The sequence below is a fragment of the Pseudomonas sp. S1_E05 genome, from assembly GCF_056337105.1.
Map to the genome: position 1 here is coordinate 2,222,961 of NZ_JBFRHM010000001.1, position 13,698 is coordinate 2,236,658.

Annotated in this window: 12 protein-coding genes and 2 pseudogenes; 4 read left to right on the forward strand and 10 right to left on the reverse strand. The window is 59.9% G+C overall.

What is annotated here, in order from left to right:
• Positions 1-69 precede the first annotated feature (69 nt).
• On the reverse strand, positions 70-1,110 hold the full coding sequence (locus AB4N33_RS10230) for a GGDEF domain-containing protein (RefSeq protein ID WP_476457202.1): 1,041 nt from the start codon (positions 1,108-1,110) through the stop codon (positions 70-72).
• Positions 1,111-1,217: 107 nt separating this feature from the next.
• Positions 1,218-2,225 carry an ABC transporter substrate-binding protein gene (locus AB4N33_RS10235; protein ID WP_460126253.1) on the reverse strand — a complete coding sequence of 336 codons (1,008 nt, stop codon included), beginning with the start codon at positions 2,223-2,225 and terminating at the stop codon, positions 1,218-1,220.
• Positions 2,226-2,455: 230 nt separating this feature from the next.
• Here AB4N33_RS10235 and AB4N33_RS10240 point away from each other — a divergent pair, with 230 nt between their 5' ends.
• A complete protein-coding gene (locus AB4N33_RS10240; RefSeq protein WP_476457203.1) occupies positions 2,456-2,755 on the forward strand; it encodes a DUF7693 family protein in 300 nt (99 codons plus the stop codon).
• Here AB4N33_RS10240 and AB4N33_RS10245 read toward each other — a convergent pair.
• Both AB4N33_RS10245 and AB4N33_RS10250 read right to left on the reverse strand, forming a co-directional pair.
• The gene (locus AB4N33_RS10245) at positions 2,739-4,013 is read right to left on the reverse strand and encodes a glucarate dehydratase family protein (RefSeq protein ID WP_460142077.1); all 1,275 of its coding nucleotides are present in this window, start codon (positions 4,011-4,013) and stop codon (positions 2,739-2,741) included. The two genes, AB4N33_RS10240 and AB4N33_RS10245, sit on opposite strands and share 17 nt — an antisense overlap.
• The gene (locus AB4N33_RS10250) at positions 4,010-5,347 is read right to left on the reverse strand and encodes an MFS transporter (protein WP_460126259.1); all 1,338 of its coding nucleotides are present in this window, start codon (positions 5,345-5,347) and stop codon (positions 4,010-4,012) included. The genes AB4N33_RS10245 and AB4N33_RS10250 overlap by 4 nt, the downstream gene beginning before the upstream one ends.
• 106 nt (positions 5,348-5,453) lie before the next feature.
• Here AB4N33_RS10250 and AB4N33_RS10255 point away from each other — a divergent pair, with 106 nt between their 5' ends.
• On the forward strand, positions 5,454-6,356 hold the full coding sequence (locus tag AB4N33_RS10255; protein WP_460126261.1) for a LysR family transcriptional regulator: 903 nt from the start codon (positions 5,454-5,456) through the stop codon (positions 6,354-6,356).
• 41 nt (positions 6,357-6,397) lie between these two features.
• Here AB4N33_RS10255 and AB4N33_RS10260 read toward each other — a convergent pair whose 3' ends face one another.
• The 4 genes and pseudogenes from AB4N33_RS10260 to kce form a co-directional block, all read right to left on the reverse strand.
• Complete coding sequence (locus AB4N33_RS10260; protein ID WP_476457204.1) at positions 6,398-6,760, reverse strand: SDR family oxidoreductase; 363 nt, start codon at positions 6,758-6,760, stop codon at positions 6,398-6,400.
• A gap of 88 nt (positions 6,761-6,848) precedes the next feature.
• A pseudogene (locus AB4N33_RS10265) lies at positions 6,849-7,190 on the reverse strand (SDR family NAD(P)-dependent oxidoreductase); the annotation flags it as partial.
• A gap of 10 nt (positions 7,191-7,200) precedes the next feature.
• Positions 7,201-8,526, reverse strand: coding sequence for an MFS transporter (locus AB4N33_RS10270; protein WP_460126265.1), 1,326 nt, complete (start codon positions 8,524-8,526; stop codon positions 7,201-7,203).
• A 46-nt stretch (positions 8,527-8,572) separates the two neighbouring features.
• Positions 8,573-9,510: pseudogene (gene kce, locus AB4N33_RS10275) on the reverse strand (3,5-dioxohexanoate:acetyl-CoA acetone transferase).
• Between the two features lie 159 nt (positions 9,511-9,669).
• On the opposite strand from kce, the gene AB4N33_RS10280 reads away from it, so the two are divergent.
• Positions 9,670-10,698 carry an AraC family transcriptional regulator gene (locus tag AB4N33_RS10280; protein WP_460126269.1) on the forward strand — a complete coding sequence of 343 codons (1,029 nt, stop codon included), beginning with the start codon at positions 9,670-9,672 and terminating at the stop codon, positions 10,696-10,698.
• Between the two features lie 39 nt (positions 10,699-10,737).
• Here the strand turns inward: AB4N33_RS10280 and AB4N33_RS10285 are convergent, their stop codons facing one another.
• Complete coding sequence (locus AB4N33_RS10285; RefSeq protein ID WP_476457205.1) at positions 10,738-12,003, reverse strand: OprD family porin; 1,266 nt, start codon at positions 12,001-12,003, stop codon at positions 10,738-10,740.
• 374 nt (positions 12,004-12,377) lie between these two features.
• Here AB4N33_RS10285 and AB4N33_RS10290 point away from each other — a divergent pair, with 374 nt between their 5' ends.
• Positions 12,378-12,656 carry a Rho-binding antiterminator gene (locus tag AB4N33_RS10290; protein ID WP_460142079.1) on the forward strand — a complete coding sequence of 93 codons (279 nt, stop codon included), beginning with the start codon at positions 12,378-12,380 and terminating at the stop codon, positions 12,654-12,656.
• Positions 12,657-12,674: 18 nt separating this feature from the next.
• Here the strand turns inward: AB4N33_RS10290 and AB4N33_RS10295 are convergent, their stop codons facing one another.
• Entirely contained in the window at positions 12,675-13,691 is a 1,017-nt protein-coding gene (locus AB4N33_RS10295) for a M14 family metallopeptidase (RefSeq protein ID WP_476457206.1), read from the reverse strand.
• Between the last annotated feature and the right edge of the window lie 7 nt (positions 13,692-13,698).

The following is a 13,698-nucleotide window of genomic DNA, read 5'->3' on the forward strand; positions in this document are numbered from 1 at the left end:
GGTATCTGGTAGCCAGCGTTATCGTTAACGACCATCGCGAGCATGCTCGCTCCTACAGTAGTCAGGTATTCAGCGATGGACGCGATTACGCCCTGTGCGCTTGGCCTGGTACAGGGCGTCATCGGCCCGGGTCAGAAGGTTGTCCGGTTGCTCGCCCGGTTGCGCGAAGGCCACGCCGAAGGACGCGGTGATGGTATCGAGCACCTTGCCGTCGCCACGGGCCTTGATGCGCAAGGACTGCACCTTCGTGCGTATCTGCTCGGCGAATACGACAGCCGTTTCCAGGTCCGGGCAGTGCTCCAGAATCACGCAGAACTCCTCGCCGCCGTAACGCGCTGCCGTGGCGTGGACCGGCAGCGAACTGCGCAACACCTGCGCGACATGCTTGAGTACGCGGTCACCCAACGGATGGCCGTATTGATCGTTGAATTGTTTGAAGTGGTCGATGTCGAGCATCACCAGCGCAACACCCGGAACGCCGTGACCTAACGCCTCATCCAGCAGGCGGGCGAACGCGCTGCGATTGAGCAACTCGGTCAGGCCATCGAGGGTCGCGGCCAGTTGTGCGCGTTCGAGCTTGTCCCGCAGGCTCTTGATCTCGTTTTGCGCGGTGCTCAGTTGCGACAGGAATCGTTCCTGTTGAGTCTGCATGAGTTGGGTGCTGTGTTGCAGCTCGCTGAGGATGTCCGGCAAGCGTTCGTTGGCCGGCGACTCGAGCATCTCGATACAACGCCCCAGGCTGCTCTGGAAATCCAGACTGCCCTCGACGCTGCGGGACACGTCGCGGTGCATGTCGTCCACCAGGTTGATCGCCTGTTGCTGCCCGGCGCGCGCCTCTTCCAGCTCATCACGGATGATGTAATCGCGAAACAACCGCGTGGCCGACTCCGGCGGAAAGCCGTCGAAGTCCCTGACCACGCGATCCAGGTGACGATTGAGCTCGGTGTCCTCGCCCTTGCTGTAGGTGTACCACAGCGCGTAATGCACCGGATTGGGCGGGATGTTGTGTTTCACCATCAGGGGAACAGCTTGTTTGAGCAGAGCCGCGGCCTCGCGGGAGTCTTCCGGATACAGCGCCAGCGCCGTCGCACGCGTCTCTATTGGGCTCATGTCATCACTTTGTTGTTAATGATTGGCAAACGCAAAACCTGCCGAGCATAACCACACGTGAGGCAAACAGCCATCCCTCTTCGGTGGTAGTGATGAAGTCTGGCGTATTAGCTGCCAGCACCACCGTGGGCTTCTTCGAAGAAGTAGTCCTTCCAGCTTTCAGCCTTGTTTTTCAGCACGCCCAGCTCCTGCAGCTTCTCGGCGTAGACACCCGTGCGCTGCGGCACGACGGTGAAGTTGATTTCCGGGTCATTGACGATCTTCTCGACCAGTTCGAGCGGCAGCTTCGACTGCTCGACGCGGATGTAGGTCTTGGCGGCGGCGGACTTGTCGGCCTTGATGATCTTCTCCGCTTCAGCCAGTGCGTCGTAGAAGGCCTTGTAGGTCTTCGGGTTTTCGTCGTGGAATTTTTCCGTGGTGTACAACACGTTGAAGGTTGCCTGACCACCCAGCACGTCGTAGGAACTCAACACTTTGTGCACATTGGGGTTCTGCAATTCCTGATACTGGAACGGCGGGCTGGAAAAGTGCGAATTGATCTCCGAGCCACCGGCAATCAGTGCAGCCGTTGCATCGGGGTGGGCCAGGCTGATCGAAATGTCGTCGAATTTCTTGTAGTGCTCGTTGCCGAACTGCTTGGCCGTTTCGATCTGCAAGGTGCGGGACTGGAACCCGACCCCGGCAGCCGGCACGGCAATGCGGTCCTTGTCGGAGAAATCCTTCAGGGTTTTGACATTCGGGTTGTTGGTCAGCAGGTAATTGGGCATCGAACCCAGCGAGGCAATCGCCTTGACGTTCTGCTTGCCCTTGGTGCGGTCCCAGATGGTCAACATCGGCGGCACGCCAGCCGACACCACGTCCAGGGCGCCAGCGAGCAGCGCTTCGTTCATCGCCGTAGCACCGGAGATGCTGTTCCAATCGACCTTGATGTCCAGGCCCTGTTCCTTGCCGTGTTTCTCGATCAGCTGCTGGTCGCGCACCACGTCCAGGATCAGGTAACCGATGCCGAATTGCTGGGCAATGCTGATCTTGCCCTCCGCCTGGGCACCGGGGGTCAGCAGCGCAACCGCCGCTGCAAGCGTTATGGCCAGAAGGGTCTTGTTAGGGGTTGCCATGAGATACTCGCTGTGAGGTCAGAAAAATGGTCGCAGCGATAGTGCATGAAATTTGATATACAAAATAATTCTTAATTATTATTTGGTTATTTCTTAATAGAATATAGATATCCTGTAGGAGCGAGCATGCTCGCGATGGTCGTCAACGATGACGCTGGGCACCTGACGCCCCGCGGTGTCTGGACTTCCATCGCGAGCATGCTCGCTCCTACAGGGATTCGGGGAAATTCATGGCATTGGGCACCCGTGAGATTTATCAACTGCTGCGCGATGCAGCGCTTGAGGTTCGGCCGATGCGTCGGGTGAGCGCACCCGACGAGTCCGGCCTGGTGACCGTCGACATCGAGGGTTGGCACCTGACCCTCGAGGTCGACGGCACACATCTGCGCCACTGCCAACATTGCCGCAGCCCGGATGGTCGCGAAGCCGGGCACGACCTCTGGCTGCGCACCGATCCGGTGAGCCTGCTCAGTACCTGGGAGCTGGCCCAGATCGAGCGTTTGCTCGCCGCACTCAGAAGCGCGGCTTGAGCGCTTTCCACTCCGGTTTGTAGCGCTGCATCTGTTTGACGTCGTCGCGCTGGCGAATGCCGCAGGTCAGGTACTGGTCATGCAGCTTGCCGAGTTGATCGTGATCCAGCTCCAGGCCCAGGCCCGGCGCACGGGTGATCTTCACGCAGCCATCAACAATCGGCAACTTGCCACCCTTGATCACTTCTTCGTCCGGTTCCTGCCACGGGTAATGGGTGTCGCAGGCGTAGTCCAGATTGGGCACCGACGCGGCCACGTGCGCCATCGCCATCAGGCTGATGCCCAGGTGCGAGTTGGAATGCATCGAGACGCCCAGGCCAAAGGTCTCGCACATTTTCGCCAACGCCTGGGTGTCGCGCAGGCCGCCCCAGTAATGATGGTCGGCGAGGACGATCTGTACGCTGTTCAAGGCGATGCTACGGCGGAACTCGTCGAAATCGGTGACCACCATGTTGGTCGCCAATGGCAGGCCTGTGCGTTTGTGCAGCTCGGCCATCCCGTCCAGGCCCGGGGTAGGATCTTCGTAATATTGCAAATCGTCGCCCAGCAATTCGGCCATGCGGATGGAGGTTTCCAGGGACCAGTTGCCGTTCGGGTCGATGCGCAAGGGATAACCGGGGAACGCCTTTTTCAATGCCTTGATGCACGACACTTCGTGCTCCGGCGGCAGCGTGCCGGCCTTGAGTTTGATGCTCTTGAAGCCGTAGGCCTCGATCATCCGACGGGCCTGCGCGACGATCTGTTCTTCGTTCAGCGCCTCACCCCAGTTATCCGGTTTGTAGGGTGAGTTCACATGTTCGGCGTACTTGAAAAAAAGGTAGGCGCTGAACGGAATCTCGTCACGAATCGCCCCGCCCAACAAGTCCACCAATGGCACGTTCAACGAATGCGCCTGCAAATCCAGGAACGCCACTTCAAACGCCGAATAGGCGTTGCTCACCGCTTTGCTGGCGTGGGAGCCCGGTGCCAGCTCGGCGCCGGCCAGGCTCGCGGGCTTGTTCGCCGCCACGGTGGCCTGGACGATGCGCCGCAGCTCATTGAGGTTGAATGGGTCCAGGCCGATCAATTGCGACTGCAATTGCTGCTGGATCGCCAGCGCGGGTGCGTCGCCGTAGCTTTCCCCCAGACCGATGTAGCCGTTGTCGCTCTCGATCTCGATGATCGACCGCAGTGCAAAGGGCTCGTGAATCCCGCTGGCATTGAGCAGCGGCGGATCACGGAAAGCAATGGGGGTGACGGTGACTCGGGTGATTTTCAAGAGGCTGCTCCCTTTGGCTCAGGTTTCAAGGCGGGGTGACGAAAAGAGGTGTGTGGCGACGTGCGGGCGAAGAAAATCACCACCGCCGCCACCAGCGATGTAGCGGCCAGACCATAGAGGCCACCTTCGATGGAACCGGTTTTCTGCTCCAGGAAACCGAAGGTCGCCGGGGCCACGAAGCCGCCGAGGTTGCCGATGGAGTTGATCAGGGCGATCACCGCCGCGGCGATGCGCGCATCCAGGTAGCCTTGGGGAATGGGCCAGAACAGGGCTGAGGCCGCCTTGAAGCCGATCGCGGCAAAACAGATGGCGACGAAGGCAAACACCGGCCCGCCCGTGGTGGACATGAACATGCCTGTGGCGGCAATCACCAGCGTCAGCGCGACCCAGGCCTGTTGGTATTTCCACTTGGAGGCCATGGCCGCGAAGCCGTACATGGCGACGATGGAGATGATCCAGGGAATCGAGTTGAACAGGCCGACCTGGAAGTCGCCGAGGTTGCCCATCTTCTTGATCATGCTTGGCAACCAGAACGTGGCGCCGTATATGGTCAGGGCGATGGAAAAGTAGATGAAACAGAACAGCGCGATCTGCCTGTCCGCCAGGAGCTTGAACATCGACGGCTTGACCGTTTGGGTGGCTTCACGGGCCTGCTGTTCCAGGGCGATGGCGTCGATCAGCGCGTCTTTTTCTTCAGTGCTCAACCAGTTGGCCTGGCGTGGATGGGACTGCAACCAGAACCAGACGAAACCGCAGAGCACGATCGAGGCGAAACCCTCGATCAGGAACATCCACTGCCAGCCGTGCAGGCTCAACCCGCTCACGTGCAGCAAGGCGCCGGAAACCGGGCCGGAAATCACCGAGGCAATGGCCGAACCACTGAGGAAAATCGCCATGGCCTTACCGCGCTCGGTGGCCGGCAGCCATTGGGTGAAGTAGTAGATGATGCCGGGGAAGAACCCGGCCTCGGCCGCGCCCAGAATGAAGCGCAGCACGTAGAAGCTGGTCTCGCCACGCACGAAGGCCATGGCCATGGCGGCCGCGCCCCAGGTGAACATGATGCGCGTGAGCCAGGCGCGGGCGCCGTAGCGTTGCAGCAGCATGTTGGACGGGACTTCGAAGATGGCGTAACCGATGAAGAACAGACCGGCACCCAGGCCATAGGCCGCAGCGCCGATGCCCAGGTCGGTTTCCAGGTGACTGCGCACGAAGCCGATGTTGACCCGGTCGATGTAGTTGACGATGAACATGACCACGAAGAGCGGCAGCACGTGGCGTTTCACCTTGGCCGCCGCGCGGGCGAGCACGTTCGGGTCGGGCTGGAGGGTATTCAAGGGGCGACTCCCATTCATTGTTTTTTTAGGGACGGTTCGATCATGGACGCCGACATTGATCCCGTCTAATCTAACTTGGCACTTGATTGATACCTGGATTAGATCAATGTTCGAACTGACCCAACTACGCTGCTTCACCACGGTGGCCACCGAACTCAACTTCCGCCGGGCCGCCGAACGGTTGAACATGACCCAGCCGCCGCTGAGCCGGCAGATTCAGTTGCTGGAGCATCACCTGGGCGTCGAACTGTTCACCCGCAGCACCCGCAGCGTGGCGCTGACCGCGGCGGGCCGGGCGTTTTTCATCGAAGCGCAGAACCTGCTGGAGCGTGCGCAACAGGCTGCCGTCACCGCCCGCCGTTTCGCCGAGGGCGACATCGGTTCGGTGAACATCAGTTTCGTCGGCAGCGCCGTCTATGAATTTTTGCCCAAGGTGATCGCCGAAGCCCGGCTCAAGCAGCCCCAGGTGAAAATCGACCTGGCGGAGATGAACACTTATCAGCAGCACGAGGCGTTACGCGCACGGCGCATCGACCTGGGCATTGCCCGCGCACCGTTGCTGGAGCCCGGTTACGCCACCGAATGCCTGGTCCGCGAGCCGTTCGTGCTGGCGGTGCCCAGCCAGCATCGCCTGGCCCGCGCCGACACGGTGTCGGTCAGCGACCTGGATGGGCAGCCGTTTCTCATGTACTCCCACGCCGCCTACCCGCCCTTCAACGAACTGCTCACCGGCATGCTCCGCTCCGCCCGGGTGGCGCCGGAGTACGTGCAATGGCTTGGCTCGTCGCTGACCATCCTGGCCCTGGTCAACGCCGGCATGGGCCTTGCCCTGGTGCCGCGCTGCGCCAGCAGTGTGGTGTTCAGGAATGTGGTGTTTCGCGACATCGACCTGGGCGAAGGGGTGCAAAGCGAGCTGCACCTGATCTGGCGGGAAAACAACGACAACCCGGCGTTCGCGATGCTGCTGGAGGCGATTCGCCGGGCGGTACGGGAGGGTTGGGGGAGTTGATACCCGCGCTTACAGGCTGCGCGGGAACAATCGCTTTACGGTCACAGGTACTCGACGTTGCCATCAACGCTGATCGCCTGCCCGGTAACGTTCACCGCCGCGCGTGAGGACAGGAACAGCGCCAGCGCGGCAACGTCCTCCATTGTGACCATCCGGCGCAGGGAGATTTTCTCCAGGTACTGATCGCGCATCGCCTCAAAGCTGATGCCAAGCGTCTGCGCCCTGGCATCGATCACCCGATCCATGCGCTCCCCTTCCACGACGCCTGGCAAGATTGCATTGACCCGAATGTTGTCCGGCCCCAGCTCGCTGGCCAGCGACTTCATCAGCCCGACCACTGCCCACTTGGTTGACGCGTAAGGCGTCCTGAAGGGATACCCCAGCCGTCCTGCCACGGACGACATTGCAATGATGTGCGGGTTCTGGCCAGACTTTTTTCAGCCAAGGCACCGCTTTGCGCAGGAAGAAATACTGACTGTTCAGGTTGGTCGCGACCGTCTGCTCCCAGGCATCGCTGTCCAGCGACTCGATGTTACCCGTAGGGCCGGCGATTCCGGCGTTGTTCACCAGCACATCAAGACCACCGAGCAGCGTGATTGCCTCATCCATCACACGGTCAACGTGCTGCTTGATGCCGACATCCACGACGCCGCCGTGCATGCCGGGAAACTCGACTTTCATGCGTTCGACCGCACCGGCATTGATATCGCAGACATAGACGTGCGCACCCACTTCATGGAAGGCCCTGGCGATGACCGCGCCAATGCCTGCCGCCCCACCGGTAATGATCACTTTCAGGTTGGCGGGCGGCGTCAGCAAATCAACAATTTTCATGGCAACTCTCTTATTGGATGGCCAGTTCGGCGGCAACCGGCGTTGTTTCGTTGTCGATGGCTTTAGCCAGCAGTGGCACCAGGATCAAGCCCAGCACCGCAGCGCCAACAATCACATAAAAACCCGATGAACTCAGCCCCGTAGCTTTCTCGGCGATCCCGAACAGGTACGGCCCGGCAAAACCGCCCAGCAAACCGATGGTGTTGATGAACGCGAGGCCGGCGGCCGCCTGGATCCCTTGAAGGCGTTTCATGGCGATGGCCCAGTAGATCGGCAATACCCCACCGGCAAAGAATGCCGTAGCGGTAAACAACGCGATGCGAACCGGTGCATCAGCAACGAGCGTAAACGCCACCGAACTGGCAATCAGGCCAACGGTGAACAGCCCCAGGCAATAGCAGTCCCGGGCGATCCTGCGGTGGATTCGCGGCAACACCAGCACCCCGGCGAGGAATCCGAAACCGACGCTGCTGGACAGCAACCCTACGGTCAGCGGTGACGTAATTTGCATCTGTTGAATGATCGACGGCGTGAAAAACACCAGCCCGACAAACGCTACTTGGTTCAAGAAATAAATCAAACCGATCAGGATGGTAGTCGGTCGCTTGAGCGCCTTGACCCAATGGCCGGAATATTCGTGCGAATTCGCATGGCCGGGCAGCAACGCATGGGTTTCCAGCGATTGCGCTTGTGCCGGCGTCAGCCAGCGGGCGTCCCGTGGACGCTCCGGCAGCTTGAACCACAGGATCACCCCCACAATGATGCTGGGCAGACCTTCCAGCAAAAACATCCACTGCCAGCCATGCAGGCCACCGATGCCGTCCATTTTCATCAGTGCGCCACCAATCGGGTTGCCGATGACCAGGGCCAGCGCCGGGGCAAGGTAGATCCAGCCGATGGCAATGGCGCGATCCTTGGGCGCGAACCACAGCGTGACCATGTACATCAGCGCAGGAAACAGGCCGGCCTCGGCAATGCCCAGCAGGACCCGCAACAAGTAGAACGACCATTCACCCTGCACAAACATCATGGCCGAGGACAGCGTGCCCCAGGTCACCGCAATCCGGGCAATCCAGCGACGTGGCCCGATGCGATGCGCGAGCAAATTGCTGGGCACCTCCAACAGGGCATACCCGAGGAAGAAAATCCCCGCACCCAGACCGTAGGCAGCGGCACTGATGCCGAGGTCGGCGTTCAACGCAGCCTTGGCCAGTGCGACATTGGTACGGTCCAGGTACGACATGAAGTAAATGGCACACATCAATGGGATGAGTCGCGCCATTGCTCGCCGGGTGGCAAGCCAATGCAAATCATTGGTGCTTGGCATGATTGTCATGGAGAAGCCTCTTCTTGTTATTGTTTTAACGGTTCAAACGCCGTGTTTACAGCTGGACCTTGTCTTTGCCCTTGAGACCGAGCATCTCTCGCGCCTCTGCCGGCGTTGCGATCTCGAACGACAGCTCTTCAAGAATGTGGCGAACCTTGCGCACCTGTTCGGCGTTGGTTCGGGCTTTCACCCCTTTGGCCAGATAGATACTGTCTTCCAGCCCCACCCGCACGTGGCCGCCCATGATCGCACCCATGGTCACGAACGACAGCTGATGGCGACCGGCACCGAGGATGGAGAACTGGTAGTTTTCCCGACCGAACAGGCGGTCCGCAGTAGCACGCATGATGCTCATGTTTTCCGGGTCGGCGCCCAGGCCGCCGAGGATGCCGAAGCACGACTGGATGAAGAACGGCGGCTTGACCAGGCCCTGCTCCACGAAGTACGCCAGGTTGTACAGGTGGCCGACGTCATAGCACTCGAATTCGAACCGGGTGCCGTACTCGCCAAGCTCCAGCATGATGTTGCGGATGTCCTTGAAGGTGTTCTTGAACACAACGTCTTCCATGCCTTCGATGTGTTCCTTTTCCAGCTGTGCCGCCAACTGGAAATCTTGCCGGCGATGGGATGGATCGAAAAGTTCATCGACCCCATGTTCAACGAGCACAGCTCCGGCTTGGCGAGCAACGGGTACGCGAGCCGTTGCGCCAGCGTCATACGGGTGCTGCCGCCGGTGGTGATGTTGATGATGGCGTCGGTGGCTTGCGCAATGGCCGGCACGAACTGGCTGAACACCGCCGGGTCCGGGGTCGGACGACCGTCCAGAGGGTCGCGGGCATGCAAGTGCAGCACCGCCGCACCGGCCTCGGCCGCCTCGATCGACTGCCGTTCGATGTCCGCCGGAGTGAGCGGCAGATAGTCGGACATCGACGGTGTATGCGTCGCACCGGTGATCGCGCAGGAAATGATGACTTTGCGGCTGACTGAACTCATGGGTAACCCGATCTTGTTATTGGTTGGGCAGGTGCGCCGGGAACAGGCCCGAACTGTCGCCACTGCATTTGCAAACGAGCTTATTGAATTTCCCACGGCTTAGTAAGATCCTTAACGGACATCAATGAATCCCTAAGGGACACCTTCAGGAGCCGGCCCATGCCGCCGAAAACGCCGCTGTTCAACGAACGTATCTACGCGCCCTACAAGATCGCGGCACTGGTGGAAGTCTTGAGTGAACAAGGCATCGCACCGGCGGACAGCCTCAAGGGCAGCGGTGTGGACGAAGAAGCGATCTACGACGCAACGGCGCTCACTTCGGTCAGGCAATACGCAGCGGTCTGCAGCAATGCGGTGACACTGTCCAAGGACCCCGCCACCCCGTTCAAGACCGGCTCGCGCCTGCATCTGTCGGCCTATGGCATGTACGGGTACGCCTTGATGTCCTGCCTGTCATTGCGCGACTACTTCAGGCTCGGCGTGAAATACCACTCGCTTGCCACCCCAACGCTGACGATTGAATGGCACGAATATGAGAGCGAGGCCGTCTGGACCTTCCCTGACGCGTCCAATCCGGTGCCTTCGATGGAGATCAAGCGGTTCCTGATCGAGCAACAATTTACCCAGCACGTCACACACCTGCAGGACGTGTTTGGCCAGACCTGTCCGCCCACCAAGGCGTGCTTTGCCTACCCGGCGCCACCCCACGCCGATATCTACGAGCAATACCTGGGCTGCCCGTGCATTTTCGATCACCCCCAATGCGAATTGCATTACGACAGCTCGATCCTGGATCACAAACCCCACCTGGCCCACCGTCTGACGGCCACCGTTCTACAGGAAACCTGCGACCGTCTGATCGGCCAGGCAAAGGTGTCGTCGGGGATTTCGGGCGAGGTGTACCAGATGATGATGCAAACCCCCGGGGCATTTCCGGACATGGAAACGGTGGCCGAGAAGTTGCACATGACCACCCGCAGCCTGCGTCGCAAATTGCAGGACGAAGGCACTTCATTTGTGGCGATTACCGATGACGTGCGTTGCTCGCTGGCGATCGAGTACCTGAAGACCACCATTATGAGCACCGACGATATTGCGCTGCTGCTGGGTTTTTCCGAGCCGACCAACTTCCGTCGAGCGTTCAAGCGCTGGACCGGCAAAACCACGAAAGACTACCGCCAGGGGTGAAGTTGATGGTCGACGCAGTCGACCATCAACGTATCAAGCTCAGAGGATGGACAGCGGGTAGCTGACGATGAGGCGGTTTTCGTTGAAGTCCGCCAGGCTGAAATCACGCTTGATCACCGAATTGCGCCAGCGAAGGGACAGGTTCCTGAGCGCTCCACTCTGTACCACATAGGTAAATTCCGTTTCGCGCCCCCACTCCTTGCCATCAGTGACACCCGCGGAATGCACATCCGAACCGTTGATGTAGCGGTTCATCACGGTCAGCCCCGGAACACCCAGTGCGGCGAAATCAAAGTCATGGCGCACCTGCCAGGATCGCTCGTTGGCAAAATCGTAACTGTTGCTGAAGCTGTCGTTCGCCAGCGTCGCGCCACTGGTGCCATTGAGGCGCATCCAGTTATCACCCTCCACCTTCTGCAACCCCAGGTAAAACGTGCTGGCCTGATAACGCGCGAACAACAAGGCTGACCAAGTCTTGTTGTCGAGATCGCCGGCCAGTTTCTTCCCGTCGTCCTCGCCGCTGAAGTAGCCCAGATTTGCGCCCAACACCCATTGCCCCAAAGGTTGGGAGTGCGTCAAGTTGAAATAGCGCTGATGGTAGATATCTTCCAACTGCGCGTACCAGGCACCGACCTGGGTCTGCTTGTCATTGAAGGCGTATTCCACCCCGGAAAAATTGAAGCGATCCGAGGTCACGTCCGGTCGATTGAACATCGACATCCTTTCCATGCTCGCGTCATTGCGCGGACTGTTGCCGCGAAACTGACCGCCATAAAACGTGAAGTCGTCCAGATCTTTGGAGGTGATCTGCGCGCCACGGAAAGTTTGTGGAAGCGAGCGCCCGTCGTCAGAACGAATGACCGGCAGCGTCACCACCCACTCGCCGATACGCGCCTGGGTCTTGGCAAAGCGTATTTTGGCCGCAACCGCCACGCGACCGAAGTCATCCGCAGGCCGTCCGTCACCGTGCACCGGCAGCAGTTGGGTATTGGTCGTGCCCTTGCCCCCGTCGAGCTTCTGCGAGTAGAGGCCCAGTGCATCGACACCGAAACCGACGATACCCGGGGTGAATCCGGAGCGGGCGTCCATGATCACACTCTGGGTCCACTCCTGCGCCTTGGCCTGAGGGTAGGCGCTCTCGGTGAAGTTGCGGTTGATGTAGTAGTTTCTCAAGTTGGCGCTCACGTGCGCATCTTCGATGAACCCCTCGGCAGACGCCGAAGGGGGAATGAGCGAGGCGCTCAAGAGCAATAGATTGAAAGAAGCGCCAACAGCCGTGGCATTGACCAGCGTGCAATTTCGCATAGGGACTCTCTTTTATTTTTATTCATGAGCGAGACGGTCAGGCAAAACCCGGCGGCCTTTTTCAAGGTGCAACTGCACGTTTGGCGAAGTATCGTTTTTCGACACTGCCAAAGCCGTCACCGGTTGTTTTGCACGAGGCGATACTAGCGAGATTGCCCGGTGATCATAAGATCCCTAACAGACATCATGAGATCCTGATCGGACAAGTTGCGCGGACTGGCCTGATGTTGTTTCGGGTAACCCGACAGATCAGCTCGGTCTCCAGCGGGCCCAGCGGACGCAGCGGACGCAGCGGACGCAGCGGACGCAGCCGAGACTGCAGTTGTCTACACTTCGATGCATCATCAAACTGCAAGGTTGCCCGGAGTAACGCCATGAATGAGTATCAGCCCCTGGATTGTGATCTACACGACTACCTGGAAATCGCCTGCCTGCGTGGTTACCAGTTACACATCGAGCTGATCGACGGCGCGAGCCTCACCGCCAAGGGGCTGACCACGCGCACGTCCAGCGACAAGGAAGAGTTTTTCTGCGTTGAAAACGCCGACGGCCAGCAGGAGATCCGTCTCGATCAACTGCTTGCCATCACGCCATTGGACGACAATGCGCAATTTGGTCGTGTGGAGTTCCAGGGCGCTGTCTGCTCGTTCTAGCCCCCGGATTGCTCGACCTCAATTGGGGTCGAGCAACCCACCCTTCCAGTTGCGCGAAACGTGGCTGCCGGTGAACTTGGCCACTACCATGCCCTGGGACACCAGGCGATCGCGGTAACGCGTCACCATCCGTCCAGCCTGTTCAGCGCAGAGCACCACTTCGGAAGACGGATCACCCGGTCGGCCGAGGATACGGGCGAAGCACTGGCCCTCTTCAACAAAATCCCCGAGCTCCTTTTCAAAAATCAGTACGCCCGGCTTCGGCGCGAGCAGGGTTTCCATCTGCGCCATGTCCCTCACCTCGACAGGCCAGTCGGCGAGCGTCGACGGTCCATCGATAACCCCGCAATGGCAGAGCCAGGTGTAGAGCCCCTGGGCGTCCTGTTCGGCGAAGTGGTCGTTGACGTCGCCCTGCCCGCGCAATTCCAGGGTCGCGGCCATGTGCCGGTCGCTGACACCGTCGTGCAGCCAGGGAGCAATGATGGTTTCTTCGAATGAGCCGTCGCCACCGTCATCCCAGATGATCGCCAGCTCCATCTTCATCGCCGCCGCCAATTGCCGCCCCTGCAACGCGAAGCGGCGATGGACGTAGAGGTACGGCAAGGCTTCGTCATCGGTGTGCAGGTCCAGCACCACCTGCGCGCTGGCGGCCAGTTGCACCAGGCTTTTTTGCCAGTGCTGCACATTGGTCGATGGCTGGGCCATGGCGGTCGACTGGTCGAACCCGCGATTGAAATTGTGCCCGGTGGCGTCATGAAAACGACCGAGAATGCGCCCTTGGCGAAACTGGCCGATACCCAGTGGATTGGCCTGGGGCACCACCGTCACCTGGCCATTGAGCCGGCCCTGCTCCTGGGCGACTTGCAGGCGTTGCATCAGCAGGTGCAGCACGAGCATGCCGGCGATTTCATCGGCATGCACCCCTGCCTGCAAATGCACGATGGGGCCGCTGCCATTGCCGCTGAAGCGCCAGGCACCGACACGCACCGGATCGCCGTTATTGTTGTGAACATCGAACGAGACATCCTGAACCATTTCCTTG

What these genes read in the sequence shown, in the direction of transcription:
- AB4N33_RS10230 (WP_476457202.1), bottom strand. Translation starts at nt 1,110, where the DNA reads ATGAGCCCAATAGAGACGCGTGCGACGGCGCTGGCGCTGTATCCGGAA.
- AB4N33_RS10235 (WP_460126253.1), bottom strand. Translation starts at nt 2,225, where the DNA reads ATGGCAACCCCTAACAAGACCCTTCTGGCCATAACGCTTGCAGCGGCG.
- AB4N33_RS10240 (WP_476457203.1), top strand. Translation starts at nt 2,456, where the DNA reads ATGGCATTGGGCACCCGTGAGATTTATCAACTGCTGCGCGATGCAGCG.
- AB4N33_RS10255 (WP_460126261.1), top strand. Translation starts at nt 5,454, where the DNA reads ATGTTCGAACTGACCCAACTACGCTGCTTCACCACGGTGGCCACCGAA.
- AB4N33_RS10260 (WP_476457204.1), bottom strand. Translation starts at nt 6,760, where the DNA reads ATGTCGTCCGTGGCAGGACGGCTGGGGTATCCCTTCAGGACGCCTTAC.
- AB4N33_RS10270 (WP_460126265.1), bottom strand. Translation starts at nt 8,526, where the DNA reads ATGACAATCATGCCAAGCACCAATGATTTGCATTGGCTTGCCACCCGG.
- AB4N33_RS10280 (WP_460126269.1), top strand. Translation starts at nt 9,670, where the DNA reads ATGCCGCCGAAAACGCCGCTGTTCAACGAACGTATCTACGCGCCCTAC.
- AB4N33_RS10285 (WP_476457205.1), bottom strand. Translation starts at nt 12,003, where the DNA reads ATGCGAAATTGCACGCTGGTCAATGCCACGGCTGTTGGCGCTTCTTTC.
- AB4N33_RS10290 (WP_460142079.1), top strand. Translation starts at nt 12,378, where the DNA reads ATGAATGAGTATCAGCCCCTGGATTGTGATCTACACGACTACCTGGAA.
- AB4N33_RS10295 (WP_476457206.1), bottom strand. Translation starts at nt 13,691, where the DNA reads ATGGTTCAGGATGTCTCGTTCGATGTTCACAACAATAACGGCGATCCG.